The sequence below is a fragment of the Haliscomenobacter sp. genome (assembly GCF_033763495.1).
Taxonomy (GTDB): Bacteria; Bacteroidota; Bacteroidia; order Chitinophagales; family Saprospiraceae; genus Haliscomenobacter.
This window is the reverse complement of sequence record NZ_JANRKL010000183.1, coordinates 1-22391: the sequence shown is the minus strand read 5'-3', so window position 1 is coordinate 22391 and position 22391 is coordinate 1. Positions and strand designations below refer to the sequence as shown.

The following is a 22391-nucleotide window of genomic DNA, read 5'->3' as shown; positions in this document are numbered from 1 at the left end:
TGGCTTGTGGCTACCGCACGCTCTCGGGTCCCTGCGCGTCCCCTATGGTTAGGTAGCGCGGGGGTTCCCAAAACTCCTCAACTGTTAAACTATTGCTCGAATCACTTCTCCTTCCACATCCGTCAACCTAAAAGGCCGACCCTGGAAAGGATACGTGAATTGTTCGTGATCAAAACCCAATTGATTGAGCACAGTGGCTTGTACGTCAAAAACCGAAACTTTGCCACTGATGGGGCTAAAGCCAATTTCATCCGTTTGGCCATAAGTCACCCCTTTTTGGATGCCCCCGCCGCACATCCACATGGTGAAAGCGTCGGCGTGGTGGTCGCGGCCCTTGAAGGGCAGTTCCAGGCCATTCCGGTTTTCCTGCATGGGGGTACGTCCAAATTCGGAACCCCACACAATCAGCGTTTCATCCAATAATCCCCTTTGTTTGAGATCGAGGATGAGCGCACTAATGGGTTTATCAATTTGGCGGCATTTGTTGACCAAACCAATGTCTACTGCGCCCCCGGCATCGGTTCCGTGGGTATCCCAACCCCAATCGTAGAGCTGCACAAAACGGACCCCTTTTTCGACCAGTTTACGGGCCAGCAGGACGTTATTGGCAAAAGACTCTTTACCGGGTTGAACACCGTACATTTCCTTGATGTATTCCGGCTCATCGTTGATATTCATCACCTCAGGAGCAGAAACCTGCATGCGGTAGGCCATTTCGTATTGAGCAATCCGCGACATGATTTCGGGATCCTGAAACTCTTCATAAGTTTGGCGATTGACCTCATTGATGGCGTCGATGGAAGCTTTGCGCAGGTCGCGGTCGATGCCATGGGGGTCTTGCAGGTACAGCACGGGTTCGCCCGCCGAGCGGCATTGCACCCCCTGGTACACCGAAGGCAAAAAGCCACTTCCCCAGACCGCTTTGCCCGCATCGGGGTTTTGCCCGCCGGAGGTCAGCACCACAAAGCCGGGCAGGTTGTTGTTTTCAGAACCCAAGCCATACGTCACCCAGGAACCCATGCTGGGCCGCCCCAGGCGTGCACTGCCCGTTTGCATCATCAACTGTGCGGGAGCATGGTTGAATTGATCGGTATGCACGGCCTTGAGGAAAGAAACTTCATCGGCCAGCTCAGCAAAATGGGGCAAAATATCAGCTACCCAGGCTCCGGATTGCCCTCGCTGTTGGAATTTGGCTTGTGGGCCCAGCATTTTGGGCACACCGCGTATAAACGCAAAACGTTTGCCCGCCAGCAAGGACTCAGGACACAATTGCCCATCCAGTTTAGCCAAATCGGGTTTGAAATCAAACATTTCCAATTGGGAAGGTGCTCCAGCCATGTGCAGATAAATCACGGCTTTGGCTTTGCCCGGAAAATGGGGAGGACGCGGCATCATCGGGTTGTTGGGGTCGTATTGGATCGGACTAATGCTCGTGGTACCTCCACCTGGAACACAAGAGCCCAACAATTGACTCAAGGCCACCGCGCCCAAACCCATCCCGCATTGTTTGAGGAACAAACGCCGGGTGGATAACTCGGCTTTGCTCAGGATGGCCTCCTGGAATATGTTGATTTTTGCTTGCTGCATTGGATTCCGAATTCGTAAGTTCTTTTACGGAAATACACTTAAAAGTGCTTTTTCATAACAATCAATTTGTTAGGAAAAAGCACTTCACATTTTTATAAAAAAGTCTTTTGTCACTCACTACTCGGAGTTCCAAAACGACGATAAATCACTATCCCAATATTCATGTAAATGTCTTTAGCATCGGGGTTGGCCGAAAAACTAATCCCGTCCAGATAATCTGTAAAACTACCCCGAATACTGCCTTCCGCGGCCAGTGTAAAGTTTTTCGATAAGTCAAGTTTAACACCCAGACCTACTGGCAGGCTAACCCCCAACAAGGAATTTCCATATGCACGGTCTTTTTTAATACCCGCAATAATTTGTTCATTTTTCCCCGGGTAATTCGAAAAATCGGTATTGAGTCCTCCTCCCATCAATCCGACTCCAGCAAACAAATAAGGGGAAATCAGTTTATCCATCCGGACATTTCCTTCTGCGTCCGTGAAATAACGATTAGCTCCAAATGGCTCCCATTCGCCCAAAATACTAAGTTCTACGAGCGTGGTATTGAAATTAAAATCGCGGGATTCTCGATTTTCATAATGTTCATCGTCTCCTTTGAGTTTCAGATAGGTAAATCCAACCCGAACCCCCAAATGATCGGATAAATTCGTTCGTGTGTTCAGGCCTACGCTTGGCGTAAAATCCTTAAACCTAGAGGTAAGTGTAGGGTTTACATCTCCTGAGTAGGCCGCCATGCCTACAAAAGCACCGACTTCCCAGATGGATTGTGCTCGGATCAAGGTCATCGAGCAGAGCAAATAAAGTAAGAGTACAGGTTCTTTCATTTTAAGTTATTTTTTGGATAAAACAAATTTTCATCAATTGACATTTATGTAGTAGGGCAAAATGATCACTTAATTTTTATCGCCCCACGTCTAATCCTAACTTTTAGTAATCACTTCATCCAAATTCAAAATCGCATTGGCAACAATGGTCAAAGCTGCGTATTCAGCAGGGTTTTTGACCTTTTGTTTACCCAGCAATTCCTGAGTCAATTTAGAATCAGCTCGATATTTGGCCAGGGCTTTTTTGTGCAATTTGGCCAAAATTGCTCCTTTTTTAGGATCAATTTTATGTTTGAGCGCGAGGTAATAGCCCCGGGCGATTTGGCGATCTACCTCCGCACCTGCATACCGCATCCGTTTGGCCAAGGCCTGAGCTGCTTCCACATAAACCGGGTCGTTCAAGGTCACCAATGCTTGCAAAGGTGTATTGGTACGGATTCGACGGGCGGTGCACACATTGCGCGAAGTGCCATCAAAGGTCAGCATGGAAGGGTAGGCACTGGTCCGTTTGTGGTAAGTGTACACAGCGCGGCGGTAGCGGTCTTCTCCCTGACTCAGTACCCATTTTTCGTTGCCATAAGGGCTGGCCCAAATGCCTTCGGGCTGGTAGGGCATCACTCCAGGGCCGTACATTTTAGTGCTCAACAAACCACTCAATACCATGGCTTGATCACGAACCTGTTCCGCACTCAGGCGTACCCTTGGGCCTCGAGCATAGTAGCGATTGTAGGGGTCTTTTTCCCGCAATTGGGGTGAAGTTTCCGAACGTTGTTGGTAAGTATTGCTGCTTACGATGTTTTTCAGTGCGGTTTTGATGCTCCATTTTTGTTGGTGGGTAAACTGATAAGCCAGGTGGTCCAACAATTCTGGGTGAGTAGGAGGGGTGCCCTGGGAACCCATGTCCTCAAGCGTTTCTACCAACCCCATGCCAAAAACCTGCTCCCACAAACGATTGACAAAAGTGCGGGCGGTCAGTGGATTTGAGTAGCTACTTAACCAGTGGGCAAAACCCAGGCGATTATTGGGAACGTTTTCAGGCAAGGTACCCATGATTTTCGGCACTCCAGGTTCTACTTCTTTGCCCTTGACCAGCCAGTTGCCTCGCTCAAAAACCTGGGTTTTGCGTTGCATGAACCAGGGGTTTTCCACCATTACGGGCGTAGAAGTTGGATTGGAATTGAGCAATTGCCAGAAATCCGCCTGGTATTTGGCATAATCAGCATTGTCTTTGCCCGGAAAGGGCTGGGTGAAGTAAAACCAGTCAAAACTAACTCCACCTTTGGTTTGGTCTTGGATACTCGGGTTGCGGTATACCCAGTACAAATCGTGTTTGCCACTGGGCGCTTTGATGTCCAGCTCGATATTTCTCCAACCTCCTTCCGGACTCGGCAATTTAATTTGTAGTACCAGTGGCCCCTTCACACTGTCCGCGTGGATTTCCCAGGTGCCCCCCTCAGCGTGGGGGCGGAGGCGACAGATCAATTTTGTGGCACTATTCGTGCCTACCTGTTTGAAGCGGGCGATCCCGTCTTTGCGCATCACCAGGGTTTTGGTGTCGTACAATTCAGCGTTGACAAATTGGTCACCAGCAATGGAGTAAATGGAAGGTTGCAAGGTTTTGAGGAAGGTGTACATTTCCAAACTGCGCTGAGGTGTACTCACTTTAGCTACCCATTTGCAGAGGCTGTCCAGCTTAACACTGTCGGCAGTGGGGTAGTGGCGCAGGAGGGGATACTCCTCATAAGTATCTTCGTCGCGGGCATTGTTGAAATAAGCCATTACCCGGTAAAATTCCTCGTGTTTGATGTCTTCGTAAGGGTGGCCGTGGCATTGCGTGCAGGCAAAAGTGGTGCCTAAGACTCCCTCAAAAGTGGTGTTGACCCGGTCCACCACCGCTGCTACCCGAAACTCCTCGTTATCAGTTCCTCCCTCGTCGTTGGTCGTGGTGTTGCGGTGAAAAGCTGTGGCGAGGTACTGCTCATCGGAGGGATTGGGCAAAAGGTCGCCAGCGATTTGTTCGGTCAAAAACTGGTTGTAAGGCATGTCGCGGTTGAGGGCACGGATCAGCCAATCGCGGTAATGCCAGATTTGCCGCCCCGGGTCACGCTCGTAGCCTTTGGTGTCGGCGTACCGGGCGATGTCCAGCCACATGGAAGCCCAACGTTCGCCAAAGCGGGGGGAGGCCAGGAGGGCATCTACCAGTTTTTCATAGGCTGCCGGGCTCTGGTCCTGCAAGTAGGCTTTGGCAATTTCATTTGGTGCGGGCATGCCGATTAAATCCAGACTTACCCGCCGCAGTAAGGTCGCTTTGTCGGCCTTGGAAGAAGGATTCAGACCTTGCTTTTGCATTTCGGCAAGAATGAATTTGTCAATGTCGGTTTTGGCCCATTCACTATTTTTTTGGGGAAACAATCCTAAAAATCCTTTCAACGAAGGCACCTGCACGGGTTGCACGGGTACATAAGCCCAGTGGGTTCCCCATACCGCTCCTTCTTTGATCCATTGCCGCAGAGTGGCAATTTCTGCATTGGACAAGGGAGCTGCCTCATAGGGCATGCGCTCTTCGGGGTCGTGGTGTGTAACGCGGCGCATCAATTCACTTTCGTTGGGTTTACCGGGCACAATGGCCGGTTTGCCCGACTCGTTGGGGCGCAGTAATTCCTCACGATTCATCATGCTGAAGCCGCCATTTTTTTCACGCCCCCGTGGCAGGAGATGCATTTTTTGTTAAAAATAGGCTTGACCTGGGTGTTGAAATGGACGGGTTCTTTGCTTAAACCGACCCAGTTGGCCAGCAAAAGCAGCAACAACAAGAGGCTGATGCTAAACAGGAAATAGCGGCTATTTTGGAGGACAGAGAATTTCATCTTGCGATTTCGGTTAGGCTCGGATGTAAACAAGACTCCAATTTAAACAAGCTGTGGAAAAAATGATTGCAATAGCTCTAGAAATTTACAATAAATTTGCCGCATGACTTTCCCGGAGATACTCAAAGCGCTCAAGCAAAAACAATACAAACCGCTGTACTTTCTGCACGGCGACGAGGCCTATTTCATCGATGTGATCAGCGATGCCATCGAGAATGAGGTGCTCAATGAAAGCGAAAAGGCTTTTAATCAAACCATTGTGTACGGTAAAGACGTTGACCACCTGACCATTGTCGACGTGGCGCGCCGTTACCCCATGATGTCCCAACACCAGGTCGTGATCCTCAAGGAAGCCCAGGATATGAAAACCCTCAAGGACCTGCAAACCTATTTGGAAAAACCCCTGGACAGCACCATTCTGGTGATTTGTTACAAAAACGGCAAGTACAATTTTAACTCCAAGTTTGGTAAAGCGGTGCAGGCCAACGGGATCGTATTTGAATCCAAACGCTTGTACGACAACCAGGTGCCCAACTGGATTCAGGACTACCTGAAGGATAAAAAACTGAACATTCGCCCGGAAGCATCGGCCCTGATCGCCGAATACCTCGGCACCGAGCTCAACAAGGTAGCCAACGAACTGGACAAAATGGCGATCAACCTGGCGCCAGGCACCGAAATCACCACCAAACACATCGAGGAACAAATCGGCATCAGCAAGGATTACAACGTGTTTGAGCTGCAAAAAGCCCTCGGTCAGCGCGACATTCTCAAAGCCAACCGCATCGCCAACTACTTTGCCGCCAATCCCAAACGCAACCCCATCACGGTGATCATTTCTTCTTTGTACAGTTTTTTTAGCAAGGTGTATTTGCTCAATTTTTTCTTACAAGCTTCCGAAAAAGAACAACTGGAAGCACTGGAATTGCGCTCCGCGTTTTTCCTCAAAGACTACCGCGAAGCTACCCGTTTTTTCAACCGGGTACGGGCGGAAAAGGCGATTGAGGTGCTGAAGGAGTTTGACCTGAAGTCGAAAGGAGTGAATTACAACAGTACTGGGAAGGGGGACGAGGAGTTGTTGCGGGAAATGGTGTATTTGTTGTTGCATTGAAAGGTTATGTTTCCTGGACATTGAGTGGCCACCCAACACACCCACACTTTCACACTCACACCTTCACACCCTGTCCTCTTCCTCTTCATAACTCCCAACAACCCTTCCCCCATTTCCAAGGTACATTTCCAAACTTTAACCAAAGAATCACGTAGCACTTATTATTTTGCAGCACTTCTGGCAAAATAGGGCAACGTAAGTGCCCAGTCATAATGAATCAACACTTTTTTAAAGGCAAATAATTATGACCGCGCACTTATTTGGCTTGCCTTAAAATTATTGAAACAGAAATACGTTTTTATCATACGTTTTTCTAACCCGGAAAGACCGAACGACCACACCGATTATGCGTATTGTCTTTGTACTTTTTTGTGGATTGTGGGCTACCTGGCTTGGAGCACAGGCCTTTTTTCCAGTCAAAATCAGCAACCGTTGGGGTTTGATCAATGGAGAGGGGAAACTGGTCATTCAACCTCGTTATGAAGCCATTGGCGACTTCAAGCTTTACGGTTACGCCGTCATGCAACGCGAAGGCAAAGTGGGTATGTTGAATCGGCAGGGTAGGGAAGTGGTCGCTCCCCAATACGAAGACCTGCGTGTACTTGATTCCCTTTTGGTGGCTGTGATGGATCAAGGGCAATGGATGGTGGTCAACCTGCAAGGGCGCATCATTTTGCCCAAGGGCTACGACCGTTTGCTGGTATGGGAAGGAGGTTATCTGGCCTATCGCCAAAACCAGAAATGGGGCGTCATGAACCGAGAAGGCCGCAACATTGTGCCCGCTCAATACGATGAAGTCCAATTCAAACAAAACAAGTTCATTCAAACGGCTAACGATGGCCATCTGGGCTTGTATTTGTTAAACGGGAAGGAACTCCTCAGTGCAGTAACTGAACAAATTGAAATCCTCAACGACAGCCTCTTTTTTTTTCGCCGCAACCAACTTTGGGGCGCTATCGACCACCGGGGGCGCCAAATGGCCCCCAATCGCTTTCAATCCTGGCGTCGTTTGTCCGATAGTTATTTCATTTTTCAAAATGGTAGCCAAAATCTGTTGTTTTCCTCCATTTGTAAAGGCATTGTAAGCGATGGGAAAACCTACGACGATTATTACCCCCTGACCACCCGCTACATCATTACCCGCAAGGACAAAACTTTGGGCCTGATCGATTGGTGTGGCAAAGCCATTCTTTCACCCCTTTACGATGAAATTTTGTTGCATTCGCCATCGGTGTTCAGGGTTAACTTCAAAGGGCAATGGGCCCTCCTGAAAGAAGGCGACCAGGAGTTGACCCCTTTCAAATACAGCTACATCGCTCCGCCCAAGGGCCCGGTAAGCATTGTCAAACAGGGTCAGGATTTTGGACTGATCAACCTGGCGGGTAAAGAACTCAGCCCGGCGCGTTACCGCAAAATCACCCTGGATGGTAATCAAGCCAAAGCCTATAAAAAAACTACCAGCACCGGCCAGGCCGAGGCACTCGACCTGCTGCGCTTCAATGATGCCGGAGAATTGGTTGCCGATCAAAGTTTGGAACGCCATTTCAAGGTGCGTATCGGAAGCCCTAACAACAACAATACGCGCATTCTCGAAAAAGACGAAGCGGGTTATGTGCTGGAAAAATATGAATGGTTTTATGCCGCCAAAGAGGACCGCTGGGGGCTACGCAACATCGCCGACGGCAGCATTCAAATCCAGCCTACCTTTCGGCGCATCAAGGTGGAACCCGAATTGGGCCTGACCCTGGTCGGAATGCCCAGCTCCAAAGACTACGAATTTGAGCGCACGACTTACCGCTTTGAATACATTTATGGCCTGATCGACAACAACCTTGGTGCTCTGGTCACCGAGATCAGCGCGGTCCATTTTTTCCTGGAGGATTTTCGGCAGGGCAGTACCTGGGCGCGTTGCTGGATGCAAACGGGCCGTTTTGGGCTGGTCAATCGCCGGGGGCAATTCCATAGCGAAGATTTTTCCTTTGTTGGCCCCTTCCAGGATGGGGTAGCCCGGATGAGCCAGGTGGGGCGTATTTCCGGCGCCCTGAAACCCAACCAGGATTTGGGCAAACTCCAGGATTACCTCAGCGCTTTGGCCTCTCCGGTCGGTCTGGCTGACGTGACGCAATACGACCAGATTTTTCGCGACAATGCCTACCTCACCTGTGAATCCTGCACCTGGGGTTATGTGGATACCTCGGGCCAAATGCGCATGAAGCCGCAGTTCAGTTTTGCCCGCGATTTTGTCAACGAAGTGGGGATTGTGCAGCGGGACAACAAATGGGGCGTAGTCAATCGTTTCGGCAAACAATTGATTCCCTGCCAGTACGATGACATCCATTTTTTGGAAAATACCGAAAACAAGATCATTCGCCTTTACGTACAAAGGCCCAAATACGGCCTGATTGATACCCTGGGGCAATTGGCAGTTAGTGCGGTATACGACCAGATTGGGTCCTTCCGTGAAAACCGCCTGGCTGTGATGCGCGATGGCCTGTGGGGCTTTGTGAACAACGAAGGAATGGAAGTTATTCCCTGCCGTTTTCGGGAAGTCAGCGATTTTTATGAAGGTTTGGCTGCCGTAAAACTGGGCCGTTACTGGGGTTACATCGACAAATTGGGCAACGTGATGATTGATTTTCAATACAAACGTGCCGGAAATTTTCGCGATAAACTGGCCTGGGTAGAAGGCGACAAGGGCATTGGCTACATCAACGCCCACAACAAAATGGAGATTCCTGCCCAATTCGAACAAGCGCAGGATTTTGACCGTGGGATTGCCCGAGTCAAAGCCGAAGGAAAATGGGGCTTGATTGATGCCAAAAACCGCTGGATTTTAAAGCCCAAATACGCAGATATCCGGCCTTTTGATCGTGCTGGTCTGGCCGTAGCAGTTCTAAGCCCGGACAATAGCCGCCTGGGGCTGATCAATTTGCAAGGCCTGCCCGTAGGGAGCAGCAATTACACCGAAATATATCCTTTTAGCGAAGGTTTGGCGGTGGTCAAAGACCGCGATGCCTATGGCTACATCGACACAACGGGCAAATTGCTTATCCCTTGCAATTATTCCCGGGCCGAATCCTTTTCCGAAGGCCGGGCTGCCGTATACAAAGACGGCAATTGTGGCTACCTGACCCGTGAAGGGGAGGCCCTCACTGCTTTTGTGTTCAAACAATGTCAACGTTTTGCCGATGGGCGGGCAGTGGTGTTTCAGGGGAGTTTGCGCAAGGCGGGTTTGTTGGACACCTCGGGCAAATTGCTCATCGAACCCAGCATCAACCGCCTGCTGGATTTTAGCGAAGGCCGCGGACTGGTGCGCGACGAACAGTACCGTTTTTACTACATCACCGAACAAGCGGGCATGTACAATGGCTATTATCAAAAAGCGGGCAGCTTTAACCACGGGGTGGCGGTGGTGCAAATCAATGGCAAATGGGGCGTGATCAATCGCCGGGGCATGGAACTGGTGCCGCCCAAATACAGCCGCATTGAAAGTTTTGAAAATGGCTACGCCAAAGTGCGGATTGATGGCTTCAGTGGTTTGTCCAACTTGCAAGGCGATTTGATCGTCGGGGCCGATTTTGAATACATCCGCTACGCTGGTCAGGGCGTTTTTAGGGTAGAACAAGGAGATAAAATTGGGTATTTTGATACTGATGGGAACTGGATTTGGACCTTATCTAACTAAAATGAGTGAATTTTAAGATAAGTTATTTTTTTGATTTATAATTAATTATGATTTTTAACTAAAAAAATATCCCACTTTTTTCAGTGATTAAAACAATGCTTTTTGTCGTTGGATTCCTCGCCAGGAGCCTCTACTTTTACAATATCAAAAATGCAGGACGAAAGTCTTGCTGGCTTGCGAAAGCGAGCCCCATAGGTTTAAAGTGATTATGATTCATATGGCGAGGCTTGGGGTGAAAATCCCAAGCTTTTTTTTGTTTAGAAAAAGAATTAACTTTGTGGCCTTAATATGACGCAAAAAATCCTGAAGTTATTTTTTCTGCGTTACTTAACTTGCTAATCCAAACAGACAAAAAATGAAGTTTTTTATCGACACTGCCAATCTGGATCAAATCAAGGAAGCCAAAGACCTGGGTATCCTGGACGGCGTAACCACCAACCCATCCCTGATGGCCAAAGAAGGCATCTCCGGTACCGACAACATCCTCAACCACTACCGCGCCATTTGCGAAATTGTTGATGGTGACGTGAGTGCTGAGGTAATCTCTACCGATTTTGCCGGCATCGTGGAAGAAGGTATGCGCCTGGCTGACCTTGCTCCCAATATCGTGGTGAAAGTGCCCATGATCAAAGATGGCATCAAGGCCATCAACTACTTTACCGAACACAGCATTCCTACCAACTGTACCCTGGTGTTCTCAGCTGGTCAGGCGATCCTGGCGGCTAAGGCTGGTGCCACTTACCTCTCGCCTTTCGTAGGCCGGGTAGACGACATCAACTGGGACGGAATGGCGCTGATCCGCGAAATTGCGGAAATCTACGCGATCCAGGGCTTTGACACCCAAATCCTGGCTGCTTCCATCCGCAACTCCAAACACATTGTGGATGCAGCCAAATCGGGTGCAGACGTAGTGACTTGCCCACTTTCGGCGATCCTGGGCATGTTGAAACACCCACTGACCGATATCGGCCTGGAGCAGTTCCTGGCAGACCACGCCAAAGCGAATAAATAATCGAAGTGCTGACCACTTTGGTTTAAGAATAAGCCTTTCGGCGAGGGATGCGCATGAGATCAAAAACAGGGATTTTTTTCCTGATTGAGGCTTATTTTCGAGTGCGTAGCAGCGCTACGGACGAGAAAATAAACGAAGAGCAGGGAAAAAAGACCGTTTTTGAGCCATGCAGTCTTCCCTCGCCGAAAGGCTAACAAAGAGAGGTTATCTATATACCAAATTTAGAAAGGGAGCGGGGTAAATTCTGCTCCCTTGTTTTTTGGGTAAAAAGTTTAGCTTTACAGTCTTTCTAAGGTGTTTCTTAAGTGCCTTAGGATTCTTAGGTGGTGAAAAATACGCTTCGCTCTGCTTTTTATTTTTCACCACCGAAGAAACCTAAGGCACCGAAGAAACACCTCAGTTAATTGAGTTTAAGATTCTTAGTAAGCGCTCTAAGCATCACCAACGTCATTTTTTTGGTTAAAAACACACCAATACCGTGAGTACCAAACGCTCCTCCACCAAAGTCAACTACTGGGCCGCCATCCTGCGCACCGTGCCCCTCGCCGGCATCTTTTACGGCATTCTGGCCACCGCAGGCAACCTGCTGATTTACGTCATCTTCGACGGCTACACCAATTTTGCCCAAAAAGTCATCACCGGCCTGCAACTCTTTCTGCTCTGGCTGATCGTGAGTAGCGCCGTGCGCACCCTGCACCTGCTGGCCAAAGACATCCCCGTGTTCATCCTCTGGCTGGCCGGGGGGCTCACCGCCATCGCGAGTGTACTGCTGGCCCCCATCATCATGGACCTCTTTTACCGCATGGGTCTGGAAGTGGGCCCCACCATCGCGGAGGCTTCCAAATTGCGCTTTTTCCTGGCCCTGGGGCTGGTGTTTTCGCTGATTGCCATCATTCATGTGCGGGTGCGGAACAAGGCGCTGGGGGGAACGCTGGAATGGGTGATTGTGCTGGGTTTGGGAGTGGTGTTTTATGTGTATTATTTGAAGTAGGGGGCGGGGCGGCGAGTGGTCATTTGCAAGATAAGGAACTTGAGTTCCCGGTACTTGCCTAAACAATTGCTTGACTTTTAAACAAAAAATTGCTTAAATAAGCTACAGTTCTTATCTTTGTCAACAAAAGTTAGCATTTATGGCCGAGCCATTGTTCATCAATCCTTTTACAGATTTTGGCTTTAAGAAAATCTTTGGTGAAGAGCAGAACAAAGACCTGCTCATCGATTTTTTGAATGAATTATTGGCTACGCAAAACCAGCACATCAGCGATTTGGTGTTCAAAAAAAACGACCGTTTAGGTAGTGATGACCTGGATCGCAAAGTCGTTTTTGATCTGTATTGTGAAAATGAGCAGGGCGAGAAATTTACAGTTGAGTTACAGAAGGCCAAGCAGGCGTTTTTTAAGGATAGAATGTTGTATTACAGCAGTTTTTCGGTGCAAGAGCAGGGTCAGAAAGGAGATTGGGACTACCAGCTTAAAGCGATTTATGTGATTGCTATCCTCGATTTTATCATGGATGAAGACAATAGTGACAAAATAGTGGTCAGCAAAAATAAGATGATGGACATAGAACGCTACAAGGTATTTTATGATAAATTGACCTTTGTGACTTTGCAGATGCCCAATTTTGCGAAAGAAGAGCACGAACTGGAGAGTAATTTTGACAAATGGTTATATGTAATCAAGAATTTGCACAAGCTGGATCATATACCTGAAAGAATCCAGGAGCGGGTATTTCAGAAATTGTTTAAGGTGGCTTCATACACAGCTTTGAGCAAGGAGGAAAAATTCAAATACGAAGATAGCTTGAAGTATTACAATGACTTGAAAAACTCCTTGGATACCGCCCAACAGGAAGGTTATCAGGAAGCGCGGGCAGAATATGAAGTCAAACTGGAGGAAGAACAAAAGCGAACTGAACAGGAAAAACAACGAGCAGAACAGGAACGTATCTTAAAGGAGGAAGCTTTGGCCACTCTTGAAAACGAGCGTAAAAACTTTCTGCAAAGCGTTCTGAATGTGCAAAACATGGGACTGGATAAAGTCCAAATTGCTCAGATTACGAATCGGAGTATTGAAGAAATTGAAGTGTTGTTAGGGCAGGAATAATGAAGTAGGGATGCCAAAACATTTTGATTTCCCCAACTTTGAAGATTTGCGGCATTGCCTGATTATTTACCAACCTTCAGAAAATACAGCCTTAACATGGATACAGTGACTAAACACAAACATTTGATTAGGAGTATGCTAACCGAAATAGCAGATCGTTTTCGCCAGAGTAAACGTTGGGAGATCATCGAAGCATTTGATGAGGAACATGGTCAGTACCTGTTGTTCACAGACGGATGGCAAGGCGAAAAGAGGGAATATGGCTGTTTTATGCATCTGGAAGTCAAATCGGACGGCAAGATTTGGTTGCGTAGAGATGGTACTGATTTAGATATCGGCCAACAACTTTTGGATGAAGGTGTGGCTAAATCGGAGTTGGTGCTGGCTTTTCATTCTCCCAAGATGCGGGAGTTGTCGGACTTTGCAGTGTCTTGAGTATTGTACTTGGGTGTCGCATAATTCCAGCGAAAGTGAATAGCAAAATCCGGAGCAAAGGGAACATTGAAAAATTAGGTGCTCCGCATCTCCAAGCACCAATTTTTCACAATAAAAAATGCCAGGAGATTTGAATAATATGATGTTAATTTTCTATCTTGTCACATCCCAGTATCAAATCATAGTTCGTCCATAAATTAGTAGAGAGGCATTTGAGGATTTTGATCTTAAGCTGATTGATTCATTCGATTTAAAATTACAGAAATGATAAGAGCACAGAAGCACTCGGATTCGAGTGATGCCACCGTGCAATGTCTATCCGTTACCTTTGACCTGGCACTCGATCACCGCCAAATTGCGCAGTGGCGCGGGGCTTTCGTGGAGATGGCTGGTCGGGAATTCCCACTGTTGCACAATCATCAGGAGAATGGCGCGGCCATTTACCAATATCCCCTGGTACAGTACCGTACCCATAAAGGCAAAGCATCCTTGTTTGCCATTGGTGAAGGCATGAGTTGCCTGCGGGAAGTGTTGTCCAAACGCAACTGGGAACTCAATTGGCAGGGCGAAAAACGACAATTGTACATTGCTGAGATGAAAACCCACGAAACCCGGCTCAAACTTCAGGATAGCCCCCAAACCTACCGCCTGCGCCAATACCTGGGGCTCAACCAAGATACCTATGCCTTGTGGCAAAATGCCGACGGCTTGATTGAACGTGTCCAGCTCCTTGAAAAAAGTGTGCGTAATCACCTGCTGTCTTGCCTGTGGGGTCTGGGCTGGGACTCGAAGGAACAAGTCGAAATCAAAATTCAGGAATTGTACCAAGCCAAAATCATCAATTATCATGCTCAAGCGCTGATGGCATTTGATCTAAGCTTTTCAACTCGTGTCAACATTCCGGTTGGAGTGGGTATTGGAAAGGCGGTGAGTCATGGATTTGGGGTGGTACTTCCTAAGGCTAAAGAGTCCCTATAACGTAAAACACAATGGCATTGACCTTGAAAACCTACACTCAAACTTTAATTGAAGGAATCTTGGAGGGCGATCTAAACACAATCCAGCCTTTGCAATCAGTCTTAGGTAAAGTTTGGAACCAAACCCAAGATTTTTACTTCCCGGCAGCCCGCTTGACTTTGGCCGAAGACCTTGTACTGCCTCGGCCCGAATTAGAAGGCTTGAAAACGGATTTTTTTGATGAAGCAAAGCGTGAATTCTATGCAATTCAGGCATGTTACCAAGAGCATGAATATTCTGCCTCGCATTTGTATACCCTTTACCATTATGCTCAGGTTTGGGGCAGCCGAATTTCTTTTGCAGCGGGATCTGCCGACCATAGCGTATTTGACCACAACCGGATTAAAGCGGCAGTGGAGATATGCCATCAACAAGTGCCCATCGACTCTGCTTCGCCTTTTCTTTTACTCAAAGGAGCCATTGGGGGAATTCAAAAGTACATTTACCATGAGATGAAAGCCGAGCAAATCGGCGATGCGGACAAAGCCTCTAAACGTTTGCGGGGGCGCTCCTTTTTGGTCGCGCATTTGAGTCAGGTTTTGGCTGAGCAAGTGATTGAAAATCTAGAACAAAGCCAGGCGCAAATCCTGTTTGTTGGTGGTGGGCATTTTCATGTAATGTTGCCCAATACTACCTCCATTACAACAGCTTTGGATGAGCTAAAAACCAAAATTAACCTAGGTTTGCAAAGATCTCTAGGCACTGCCTTGAGTTTTGACCTAGTTAGTACTGCTTGCAGCGAAGAATTTTTGACCAACCCCACCTCCTCTTTTCAACTATTGGATGATCAACTAAAGCAGGCCAAACAGCGCAGGCATGTTCAATATCTGGCTAATGTATTGCAAAGTCGAGTAAACTTGCCAGATCGGAAAGAAGAGGAACGTATTGGTCAGAAAGCTCCATACACCGCCTATATCATCGAAGTCAAAACCACTGACCAGCAGTTATTGCAAAGAATTACCACGCATTATCACGAGGGGAATCCTAAAAAGAATAAAGCAGACATAGAATGTTTAGGATTCTTAGGGCTTCATTATTTTTTGGTAAAAAAGGCTGGCGGCTTAAAAAAAATAGCACTTTTTTTAAATGCCTTGAAAGCTGAAAAAGACGCTGATTTCTCTCTAAAGATCATTCGTTTGAACGATACCCGTTTTCTTCCAACTACCATCAACATACCTTCAGAGTTGAAGATATCATGGGGATTTACTTTCCTTGGCAATTATGCTCCTCTACTTCAAAACAAGGACAAGCAGCAAAAAAGAGGAAAGAACAGTCTGTTGATGTTCAGTGAATTGGCAGCACTGGACCAAAATGGGAATGACAAGCTCAATTACCCTCAGTTGGCTGCCATGCGCTTGGATATGGATGACTTGGGAGTACTTTTCTCTTATGGACTTGGGGGAGACAGCAGTATCGAACGAGTACTTTGTCTAAGCCGTGAATTGCAACTCTTCTTTGGTGCCTACTTTAATGTGTTGGCTGAGAAACACCATCTTTACATTACTTATTCTGGTGGTGATGATGCATTTGTAATCGGCTCATGGATAAACGTGTTGCAGTTTGCGAAAACATTGCAGAAAGAATTCGTGAAATTCACCTGTGGAAATCCCCACCTTGGTTTTTCGGCGGGCATTTATACTTGCAACCCCCATTATCCGGTAGTGCGTTTTGCCAACGATGCTGAGGCCTTGCAAGAGCGGGCCAAAAAATACCAACCGGATGCCAGTTTGCCCGGTAAAAACGCGGTATGTGTTTTTAATCAGGTCTATTCTTGGGAGCGTTTCCAAGCCATGATGGATTTTGCAGATGACTTAGAAAAAGTAGTACTCAGTGATTCAAAATCCCCGAAAACTACCGGCCTTCCAATTCGTCGTTCCCTGCTTCAGCGTTTGTTAGACATCATCCAGGTGTCTCACGAACAAGACGATATGCAGTTTACCCCTTCCTTCACCAAAAAGAAATACCAGGAACAAAAGGACTTTGAGTTTTTCCGCAACCTGGGGCGTTTGCATGGCTTGATGGCACGGCAAGGATTCGGGGTGAATAGCCTCCGTGAAAATAGCCCTGCTGATCGCATCATCCGCCAATTGCTGCAGGAATCCAGAGATAGGCGGCTTTTTGTAGATTATAAACTGCCTTTCAACTACATTTTATTCAAAACCAGCGAAGCCAAAACCAGTATTTATGGAAGAAATAATAATTAAAAACAAAAAAGGGGATCAAGTCACTCTGGACATGCTTGCGCCCCAGGACATAGACCGGATTGCAAAAGATTTTGCAGAGCGGTTTGTACGTCAGGATCGCCTGAAAACCCATCAGTTGCGCAACGTCTTTTCGGCCATAGAAAAAATGCGTTCGGTGTACAAGTCCAGTAAAGACTACAGCAGCATCGAATCCGATCTGATCCTGCTCAAACCCAAAATTGCTTACGCCGCTGGACGTCAACGCAGCGTGAAAACCAATTTTTTTCCTTTGATCGAGCAAGCCATAAACGCAATTGATGCTATTAAGGAGGCTGATATTGAAAACAAGCGCAAAGCGGTGGTCAATTTTTTTGCCTTGATGGAGAGTGTTGTCGGCTATCACAAATTTTTTGAATCCAATTAAATTGAGCCATAATGAGTAGTTCAAGCATCACCAATTTTCAATTTAAAGCAAACCTTATTTTGCGTGGTAAAATCAATTGCCTGACGGGTTTGCACATTGGTGGAAGTAAAGAAAAACTGGAAATAGGTGGAGTAGACTCGATAGTAGTACGTAGCCCTCGTACCGATTTTCCCTATATCCCTGGAAGTTCCATCAAAGGCAAGATGCGACACCTACTGGAGTATTTTACTGGAGGGGTAAATGACCCGATCATTACAAAAACCAAGGATGAATGGTCGGCAGATGAGTTACATCGGCATAACTTGGGTAATGTTTCCAAAGCAGAAGAAATTGTGCGTTTGTTTGGCATTGGTGCCAATGAACGAGAAAACGACGATCGCCTGGGAAAATTGGGGCTTTCCCGCCTGGTGGTAAGAGACGCCCATCCCGACAAAAAAACGGTGGAGGAAGTATGGGAGGCTTTAGGTTCCGATGCCTTTTACACCGAGTACAAGGCCGAAAATACCATTGACCGGCTAACCTCGGCGGCTAATCCTCGCTTTATTGAACGGGTAGTAGAAGGCTCCAAATTTGACTTCGAACTGGTGTATACCGTTTACGATTTTGGCGAGCCCGATTATGTTGAGCGGGTAAACAAAGACATCGAATTGTTACTGGTTGGCTTGCGCTTATTGGAAAGCTCCGCATTGGGCAAATCGGGTAGCCGGGGGTATGGCAAAATCAATTTTGAATTGGTGGACCCAATTTGGGTACACCAAAAGGATTATCAGGAAGCCAGCAGCGAATGGGAAAAGGCCCGGCAACCTTTGCTCGATAGTGATTTGGAACCATTTGATCAAATAGACTTGGCCAAATTTAAGTACCAATCAATTCCATTCGAATGACTTGTAAAGTGGTATACCTCGAACCCATTGGTAGTGGTGGCGTCAAGAGTGAATTGCGTTCGGACGCCTTGTGGGGAGCAATTTGCTGGGCGATTCGTTTGCTGGAAGGTGAAGGGGCGCTTCAGCAATTTATTCAGTCCTATCTGAATGAGGGGAGCAATCCTTGTTTGATTTCTTCAGCTTACCCCTACAGTGAAGAGTGGGATAAAGACACCCAAAGTTGGACAAAAACCCATTTTTTTCCTATGCCTTTGTTGCCTACGGAAGCCAGTAATCGCTTCAAGGCCGAAGGTATGTCTGCTGAAGCAATTAAAATAAAACACCGGGAGTTGAACCAAGACGAAACTCACGAACAACTCCGCCAAGTAAGATTTGAAAACGTACTTAAGGGGCGTAAAGCACGCCCGGAAGTTGATGCCATTCCAAAAGTTATTCAACGCCCAATGACCCACAACACCATTGATCGCCGCTTTGCGGGTACCCGATCAATAGACGATCAGGGGCAGCTTTTTCACACGGATGATACCTATTTGCAAAACTTGCAAGGGGAAAGATCAGGTTGGTTTTTTTTAATACAGGGAGACATTCATTTGATAAGTGCTGCATTGCGTTTTTTGGAGCATTTTGGGATAGGTGGAGACCGCAGTACAGGCAAGGGCCGTTTTATTATTCATGGGCCGAATAATTTTACGCTGCAAACGCCTTCAGATGCCAATGCTCAAATGACTTTGTCCTTATACCGGCCAAGTCCGGAGGAAATCCAGGCCATTCAGCAAAGTGCTACCGAAAAGAACTTCAATTACCAACTGGAAGAACGCCGGGGCAGAACAATTTGGAGAAAAAATAAGGAACAAGGGCCTTCAAAACGACAAGATGAAGCTGCCCTTTATTTCAAAGAGGGTTCAATTTTTCCTTTGTTTGAAAATTCACGGCCTTTTTGTGGCCAAAATCCTTGTGTGGGGCAACATCCTGCAGGCTTTGATATTTACCGTTATGGACATGCCTTTATGCTGCCCATTAAAATCAATTGAAAGATGAAAGAAACCATCTTACCCATTCCGATCTATTTAAAAACATTGACGCCTCTGCATGTAGGCACCGGTGAAGAAATGTCTCCACTAGATTATGTAGTATACGATAAACATTTTTTCCCTTTGAGCCAACCGCAAATGATGCGACTAGTCAAGGATTTTAAATTGGAACGAGAGTTTGCCGATTGGGTACAAACCGGGATGATGGAAATGATCGATGCAGGTGACGACAACCGCGCTTTGGCTGATAAGCGTAACAACCTTAACCCTTATCAATTCTTCGACACGAAGGGAAAAGCGAAACAACAGGATTTTTTGACTTTTTTGCAAAGTAAAACTGGGCAACCAGTGCGCTTTGACGAACAAACCGCCCGCAAATACCAGGGGAAGAAAAATGCAGTACTTGGCCAGGTTCGGGCTGCCATCAAAACTGGCGCTGATCAAGCGGCCTATGTCCCAGGTTCGACCCTAAAAGGGGCCTTACGTACGGCAGTATTTTACCATTTCTTGAGCAGGCATGGGGATAGTGGAGTCATTGGCAAAATCATCACCGAGCAATTGAACAAAAAAGCCCGCAAAGAACAATTTGCCCAACCCTTGATTCAGGAAGCTTTTTATTGTGGTACCAGCGATGGGATGGGCCGCTACAATAATCGCGATGAAAAAATGGATTTGTTTAAACTGGTTTCCTTTGCTGATGCAAGCCTGGATCAACGCAATACGCCACTGGAGTTGGCCAAATTCAATATTTATCTGGTTGAAAAAGAACGCAGTAAATATGGTGCAGCGGCCACTGTCAAAGCAGCCATGCAACCACAAGCTTCTTATTGTGAAGCAATCGGAAGTGGTCAGACGCTGAAAACCCTGCTCAATTTCGACATCGAATTTTTGTGGCGCATCAAACAATGGCTCCAAAAAGGAAGTGTGGGCTACAGTTGGATTGGCATTGAAAGCAAGGTCAAAAAACTGTTCAACCTCGATATCCATAGCCTTACGGAGCAGAATTTGCGCGAAAAACGGGATGAAGTCATTGCCCATTTGTTGAATTGCTGGCACCAATTCTCCTTGCGACAACGCAAAAAACAACAAACCTGGATCAACAATTTTGTACTGAATGATAAAGAGCGCAGCTTCCCAAGGGTTCAGCAGGGATTTGATCAAATATCCGTCTCCGAAGGGCAATACCTCCTGCATTTGGGGTACGCTACGGGGTTTCTGGGTACCACGGCGGTGATCTATTTTTTGGAAGACAATATTGCTAATCAGACCCTATACCAAAGAGCCTTGCAACGTTTTGGAATTGGCAACCGCCCTGGCAATCGGGGCGATTATAGCCTCAATCTGGAGCGCTTTCCCAAATCCAGGCGACTCATCGACCAGGATGGCTTACAGGTGATGCCAGGCTGGATGGCACTGGCGCTGGAACCCATGCCCAAAGGCAGAAACGATAACGGAATGGGCCCTAAAGCAGAACAACCTGCTCAGGCTTCGACAATCTTGGTCGAAACCAAAGAGATCAAAGCTGAATTTCCGACCCGGCCACTTAGACCGGGATCTTCGGTAAATCTGGATGCGGTAGTGATTGCTCCTGGCAGACCCAATCGGGTAAAAGTGTATGTCCGGGAAGGGTATTTGCCAGAGTTGGCGTTGCAAGGGTATCGATCGGAGTTGGAAATAGACTCAGTGCTTAAGGTAAATGCAATGTTAAATAAGCGAGGAGAAGTAGTTCAAGTAACTTTTATTTCAGTTAAAAAGAGCGATTGAAGATGGAATCGATTCTTAAGGAGGCAAGGTTATTTATCGAAAATGGGCGGGCTAAGGAGTGTATTGATGCTTTACAATCGCTAACTCAATACCCAAATTTCGTCGTCTACAAAAATGATCTAACTCTCTTTCGGAGTCGATTGGAATCACTCAATGCAGATTTTGGTCAAGGAACTATAACTTATGAATCTAAAAATGCCGAAGAAACTAGAATAAAGTCCTCAATTTTAAATTTGATTACCAAAATTGATGAAACGCTTAAAAATAGCTTAAAATTTAATGAAGAACCTTTTGGCAGGGAACCTTTAGATACAGAGGAGCCTAAGTTTAACTTAATCAATGATTTTTTTATTCTCAGGAGCAATATAACGGAGGTTCTATTTAGTAGAGATATTAAAGTTGATGTTTTGAATAATCCTGAAAGCACTAAGCGGATCGGAGTGAAAGGTAAAATTTTCAAAGTTATCACCCTACAAGGTAATCATCAAGAAGGAAAGACCACCATCTGCATGGAGTTAAAAAGAAAGCTCAGTGCGGAGCACTTAGACTTAAAGAGTATCAAAAAAGAAGATTTAATAGATTTTTTAAATCAGCCTCAAAACTATCATAAATCAGATAAAGGAGTCTGGATAATTGATAATTTTGAAATAGCAATAAAAGAAAATGAAGAAGCAGTTAATACTTTTTTTGAAAATATTTCAGATGCATATTTTGGTAGTCTAAATTTTCAGGTACTCTTGATTATGAAATTTAATTCGTTTGTGGATATTTACTATGGTACCTCAAAAATATTAAATTTAAAAATCAAATCTTTGACCAAAGAACAACAGATCGCGTTTGTTGAAAATTTACCTGGCGGCCATTTATTTGTGGACGCGCTAAAAATTGGAACATTTGAACCTATTGAGGAAATTTTAGGAATCCCATTTATGATTGAAAAATGTTGCAATCTTTTATTGAGTACCGTTGATCAACCTGAAGTAAGACTTGAAACACTATATGAAGAGTTCTATAATACTATTTTTTCAAATGATAACGCAAGAGTAAGGAAAAATTTTTTAGAGTGGATCGGTTTTCAGTGTTTTGTATGGAATTATGAATCTGGGTTTAAATTATTTAAAAGGCATGAGAAAAGGGCTTCTTTAGAGCTATTATTTTTTGAGTGGCGGAGAATATATCAAATTAAAGAGGAGATTCCAATTGGCAAATTGATAAAAGAGTTATACTATTTTTTTGACATCAACTCTTTGTCAGATGAGGTAAACTGGAGGAATCCAAAGGTGAAGTATTTCTTGTCGAAAATGTGGCTCAAGCGGCTTAGAGCCTGTAAAAAATTACGTTTTTCTCAATATGAGATAAATGTTAGCGATTAAAACAAAAGTCTCACTAGTTCTGGTGTCAGCTTCGTAATCAAGGGAAAGCCTTCTTGACCACATGAGCCAAGAAATGGTCCTCTCGA

Annotated in this window: 17 protein-coding genes; 13 read left to right on the top strand and 4 right to left on the bottom strand. The window is 46.2% G+C overall.

What is annotated here, in order from left to right; all coding sequences use genetic code 11:
- Positions 1–84 precede the first annotated feature (84 nt).
- From SFV55_RS20205 to SFV55_RS20190, 4 genes are all read right to left on the bottom strand, one after another.
- On the bottom strand, positions 85–1587 hold the full coding sequence (locus SFV55_RS20205) for a DUF1501 domain-containing protein (RefSeq protein ID WP_320031359.1): 1503 nt from the start codon (positions 1585–1587) through the stop codon (positions 85–87).
- A gap of 110 nt (positions 1588–1697) precedes the next feature.
- Positions 1698–2414 carry a DUF6089 family protein gene (locus SFV55_RS20200; RefSeq protein ID WP_320031358.1) on the bottom strand — a complete coding sequence of 239 codons (717 nt, stop codon included), beginning with the start codon at positions 2412–2414 and terminating at the stop codon, positions 1698–1700.
- A 96-nt stretch (positions 2415–2510) separates the two neighbouring features.
- Positions 2511–5135 carry a DUF1553 domain-containing protein gene (locus tag SFV55_RS20195; protein ID WP_320031357.1) on the bottom strand — a complete coding sequence of 875 codons (2625 nt, stop codon included), beginning with the start codon at positions 5133–5135 and terminating at the stop codon, positions 2511–2513.
- The gene (locus SFV55_RS20190; RefSeq protein ID WP_320031356.1) at positions 5087–5281 is read right to left on the bottom strand and encodes a hypothetical protein; all 195 of its coding nucleotides are present in this window, start codon (positions 5279–5281) and stop codon (positions 5087–5089) included. The genes SFV55_RS20195 and SFV55_RS20190 overlap by 49 nt, the downstream gene beginning before the upstream one ends.
- Positions 5282–5384: 103 nt before the next feature.
- Between SFV55_RS20190 and holA the strand changes: the two genes are divergently transcribed.
- The 13 genes from holA to SFV55_RS20125 all read left to right on the top strand — a co-directional run bounded on the left by holA (position 5385) and on the right by SFV55_RS20125 (position 22305).
- A complete protein-coding gene (gene holA, locus SFV55_RS20185; RefSeq protein WP_320031355.1) occupies positions 5385–6392 on the top strand; it encodes a DNA polymerase III subunit delta in 1008 nt (335 codons plus the stop codon).
- 346 nt (positions 6393–6738) lie between these two features.
- On the top strand, positions 6739–10077 hold the full coding sequence (locus SFV55_RS20180) for a WG repeat-containing protein (protein WP_320031354.1): 3339 nt from the start codon (positions 6739–6741) through the stop codon (positions 10075–10077).
- A 355-nt stretch (positions 10078–10432) separates the two neighbouring features.
- The gene (gene fsa / locus SFV55_RS20175) at positions 10433–11089 is read left to right on the top strand and encodes a fructose-6-phosphate aldolase (protein ID WP_320031353.1); all 657 of its coding nucleotides are present in this window, start codon (positions 10433–10435) and stop codon (positions 11087–11089) included.
- Between the two features lie 478 nt (positions 11090–11567).
- Positions 11568–12080, top strand: coding sequence for a hypothetical protein (locus SFV55_RS20170; RefSeq protein ID WP_320031352.1), 513 nt, complete (start codon positions 11568–11570; stop codon positions 12078–12080).
- A gap of 139 nt (positions 12081–12219) precedes the next feature.
- Entirely contained in the window at positions 12220–13194 is a 975-nt protein-coding gene (locus tag SFV55_RS20165) for an Rpn family recombination-promoting nuclease/putative transposase (protein ID WP_320031351.1), read from the top strand.
- A gap of 96 nt (positions 13195–13290) precedes the next feature.
- Positions 13291–13629, top strand: coding sequence for a XisI protein (locus SFV55_RS20160; protein ID WP_320031350.1), 339 nt, complete (start codon positions 13291–13293; stop codon positions 13627–13629).
- Between the two features lie 264 nt (positions 13630–13893).
- A complete protein-coding gene (locus SFV55_RS20155) occupies positions 13894–14607 on the top strand; it encodes a CRISPR-associated endonuclease Cas6 (protein ID WP_320031349.1) in 714 nt (237 codons plus the stop codon).
- 89 nt (positions 14608–14696) lie between these two features.
- Positions 14697–16850: a type III-A CRISPR-associated protein Cas10/Csm1 gene (gene cas10 / locus SFV55_RS20150; RefSeq protein WP_320031348.1), complete on the top strand. Its 2154-nt coding sequence runs from the start codon at positions 14697–14699 to the stop codon at positions 16848–16850.
- Positions 16831–17253 carry a type III-A CRISPR-associated protein Csm2 gene (csm2, locus tag SFV55_RS20145; protein ID WP_320031347.1) on the top strand — a complete coding sequence of 141 codons (423 nt, stop codon included), beginning with the start codon at positions 16831–16833 and terminating at the stop codon, positions 17251–17253. Before cas10 ends, csm2 begins: the two co-directional genes overlap by 20 nt.
- Before the next feature lie 11 nt (positions 17254–17264).
- Complete coding sequence (csm3, locus tag SFV55_RS20140) at positions 17265–18137, top strand: type III-A CRISPR-associated RAMP protein Csm3 (protein ID WP_320031346.1); 873 nt, start codon at positions 17265–17267, stop codon at positions 18135–18137.
- Positions 18134–19168 carry a type III-A CRISPR-associated RAMP protein Csm4 gene (csm4, locus tag SFV55_RS20135; RefSeq protein ID WP_320031345.1) on the top strand — a complete coding sequence of 345 codons (1035 nt, stop codon included), beginning with the start codon at positions 18134–18136 and terminating at the stop codon, positions 19166–19168. Before csm3 ends, csm4 begins: the two co-directional genes overlap by 4 nt.
- A 3-nt stretch (positions 19169–19171) precedes the next feature.
- Positions 19172–20932, top strand: a complete 1761-nt coding sequence (gene csm5, locus SFV55_RS20130) for a type III-A CRISPR-associated RAMP protein Csm5 (protein ID WP_320031344.1) — start codon at positions 19172–19174, stop codon at positions 20930–20932.
- 2 nt (positions 20933–20934) lie between these two features.
- Positions 20935–22305 carry a hypothetical protein gene (locus tag SFV55_RS20125; RefSeq protein ID WP_320031343.1) on the top strand — a complete coding sequence of 457 codons (1371 nt, stop codon included), beginning with the start codon at positions 20935–20937 and terminating at the stop codon, positions 22303–22305.
- Positions 22306–22391: the final 86 nt, after the last annotated feature.

Excerpts from the sequence above, each read along its gene's own strand:
- SFV55_RS20205 (WP_320031359.1), bottom strand. The coding sequence starts at position 1,587 with ATGCAGCAAGCAAAAATCAACATATTCCAGGAGGCCATCCTGAGCAAA.
- SFV55_RS20200 (WP_320031358.1), bottom strand. The coding sequence starts at position 2,414 with ATGAAAGAACCTGTACTCTTACTTTATTTGCTCTGCTCGATGACCTTG.
- SFV55_RS20195 (WP_320031357.1), bottom strand. The coding sequence starts at position 5,135 with ATGCATCTCCTGCCACGGGGGCGTGAAAAAAATGGCGGCTTCAGCATG.
- SFV55_RS20190 (WP_320031356.1), bottom strand. The coding sequence starts at position 5,281 with ATGAAATTCTCTGTCCTCCAAAATAGCCGCTATTTCCTGTTTAGCATC.
- holA (WP_320031355.1), top strand. The coding sequence starts at position 5,385 with ATGACTTTCCCGGAGATACTCAAAGCGCTCAAGCAAAAACAATACAAA.
- SFV55_RS20180 (WP_320031354.1), top strand. The coding sequence starts at position 6,739 with ATGCGTATTGTCTTTGTACTTTTTTGTGGATTGTGGGCTACCTGGCTT.
- fsa (WP_320031353.1), top strand. The coding sequence starts at position 10,433 with ATGAAGTTTTTTATCGACACTGCCAATCTGGATCAAATCAAGGAAGCC.
- SFV55_RS20165 (WP_320031351.1), top strand. The coding sequence starts at position 12,220 with ATGGCCGAGCCATTGTTCATCAATCCTTTTACAGATTTTGGCTTTAAG.
- SFV55_RS20160 (WP_320031350.1), top strand. The coding sequence starts at position 13,291 with ATGGATACAGTGACTAAACACAAACATTTGATTAGGAGTATGCTAACC.
- SFV55_RS20155 (WP_320031349.1), top strand. The coding sequence starts at position 13,894 with ATGATAAGAGCACAGAAGCACTCGGATTCGAGTGATGCCACCGTGCAA.
- csm2 (WP_320031347.1), top strand. The coding sequence starts at position 16,831 with ATGGAAGAAATAATAATTAAAAACAAAAAAGGGGATCAAGTCACTCTG.
- csm3 (WP_320031346.1), top strand. The coding sequence starts at position 17,265 with ATGAGTAGTTCAAGCATCACCAATTTTCAATTTAAAGCAAACCTTATT.
- csm4 (WP_320031345.1), top strand. The coding sequence starts at position 18,134 with ATGACTTGTAAAGTGGTATACCTCGAACCCATTGGTAGTGGTGGCGTC.
- csm5 (WP_320031344.1), top strand. The coding sequence starts at position 19,172 with ATGAAAGAAACCATCTTACCCATTCCGATCTATTTAAAAACATTGACG.
- SFV55_RS20125 (WP_320031343.1), top strand. The coding sequence starts at position 20,935 with ATGGAATCGATTCTTAAGGAGGCAAGGTTATTTATCGAAAATGGGCGG.